Genomic DNA, 1,563 nt, shown 5'->3' with positions numbered 1-1,563 from the left:
GCCGGAGCAGGAATAGACGAGGGTGTGGGGCTTGCTGGTGGCGCGGGACATCTTGCCTCCCTCTTCCGATGGTTTGCCGACGCCCCGGGGGACGTCAGTCGTCGGTCATCATGAAGTCGCGCAGCTTCTGCTCGTCGAGCACGGTGAGCCGCTGGCGGTCGATGTTGATGGCGCCGCTGTCGCGCAGCTTGGCCAGCAGCCGCGATAGGGTCTCGGGGGTCATGGCCAGCTGGGCCGCCAGCCAGCGCTTGGGGATGGTCAGGCGAATCACCCGGGGGCTCTTCGAGCGCCCCGGCGGCAGCTGGCGCAGCACATAGCTGACCAGCCGTGACATGGCGTCGCCCTGAGTCAGCAGGGCCAGGTCCTCGAGCCGCTCGGTGAGCTCCAGGGCCAGGCGGCTCATGAACTCGGCCCGGCAGGCCGGCTGGCGATCGAGGATCTCCCGGCAGCGAGCCGCGCTGATCGACAGCACATGGGTGCGGCGCAGCGCCTCCGAGGAGTAGAGGTAGACCCCGGCGCTGGAGACCATGCTCAGCTCGCCCAGGGTGCCTCCGCGCTCCACGCAGCGGATGGTGGCCATGCGGCCGTCACCGGCGGAGCGCACCAGGCGCACGGTGCCGCTGATCACGATGTGCAGCCACTGGGCCGGGGTCTCCTGGCGGAACAGCCACTCGCGGGGCGTGAGGGTGCGCAGCTCGGACTCCGCGAGCAGCGCCTCCACCTCCTCGTCGGACAGCGTCGCGAGCCAGGGGACACCCAGCACCAGCTCGCGCAGCTGCTTTGGCTTGAACAGCAGTTCAGTCGAGGAACTGGACGGCGGGGCAGTAACCGTAGGCATGGCCTTCCTCCACATTATTGTTGGCATCGATCACCAGGTAGCCATGGGCCTGACTCGCCGCGCTGAGCATGTGCGACCCCTGGCCGCCGGCCAGGCGCGCCACCGGCGTCCCCGCCGCCCAGTCGAGCACCACTCGCAGCAGCTCCCGCCGCCCCCTGGGGCCGCGCCGGGAGAAACCGGCGGTCACCGGGAACCGCTGCAGCGGCGCCGGGGTCCGTCCCTGGCGACCCTGCACGAAGGGAAGCGCCAGCAGCTGCCAGCCCACCAGCGAGGCCACCGGGTTGCCCGGCAGGCCGATCAGCGGCGTGCCGGCCTGGAGCGACTCGCCCAGATAGCCCAGGGCGAAGGGCTTGCCGGGTTTCATGGCCACGCCGTGGAAGACGATACCGCCCAGTTGCTCCACCACCGGGCGCACATGATCCTCCTCGCCCACCGACACCCCACCGGTACAAATTACCAGATCGGCCTCGTCGCGAGCCCGGGCAAAGGCCTGACGCAGGTCAAGCAAAGTGTCCGCGATCACGCCGAGATCGAGCACATCGCAGCCGGCGCGGGACAGCAGGGCCGCCAGCATGGCGCGGTTGCTGTCGTAGACCTGGCCAGGCACCCGAAGGGCACCGGGCTCGATCAGCTCGTCACCGGTGGAGAGCAGCGCGACCTTGAGCCGGCGTATCACCGCCACCTCGCCGACGCCGTGGCTGGCCAGCAGGGCGATGGCCGCGGCG

2 protein-coding genes are annotated in these 1,563 nt (G+C 70.3%); both read right to left on the bottom strand.

Annotated elements, in window-relative coordinates; translation table 11 throughout:
* Window positions 1–94: 94 nt before the first annotated feature.
* Window positions 95–838: a Crp/Fnr family transcriptional regulator gene (locus IBX53_RS16115; RefSeq protein WP_290911405.1), complete on the bottom strand. Its 744-nt coding sequence runs from the start codon at window positions 836–838 to the stop codon at window positions 95–97.
* The coding region (locus tag IBX53_RS16110) for a molybdopterin molybdotransferase MoeA (RefSeq protein ID WP_290911402.1) at window positions 798–1,563 on the bottom strand (766 nt) is incomplete at its 5' end. The genes IBX53_RS16115 and IBX53_RS16110, both read right to left, overlap by 41 nt.

It is taken from the genome of Halomonas sp. (genome assembly GCF_014859505.1).
Taxonomy (GTDB): Bacteria; Pseudomonadota; Gammaproteobacteria; order Pseudomonadales; family Halomonadaceae; genus Halomonas.
Note: the sequence above shows the minus strand (reverse complement) of the source record. Positions and strands in the feature narration are given on the sequence as shown.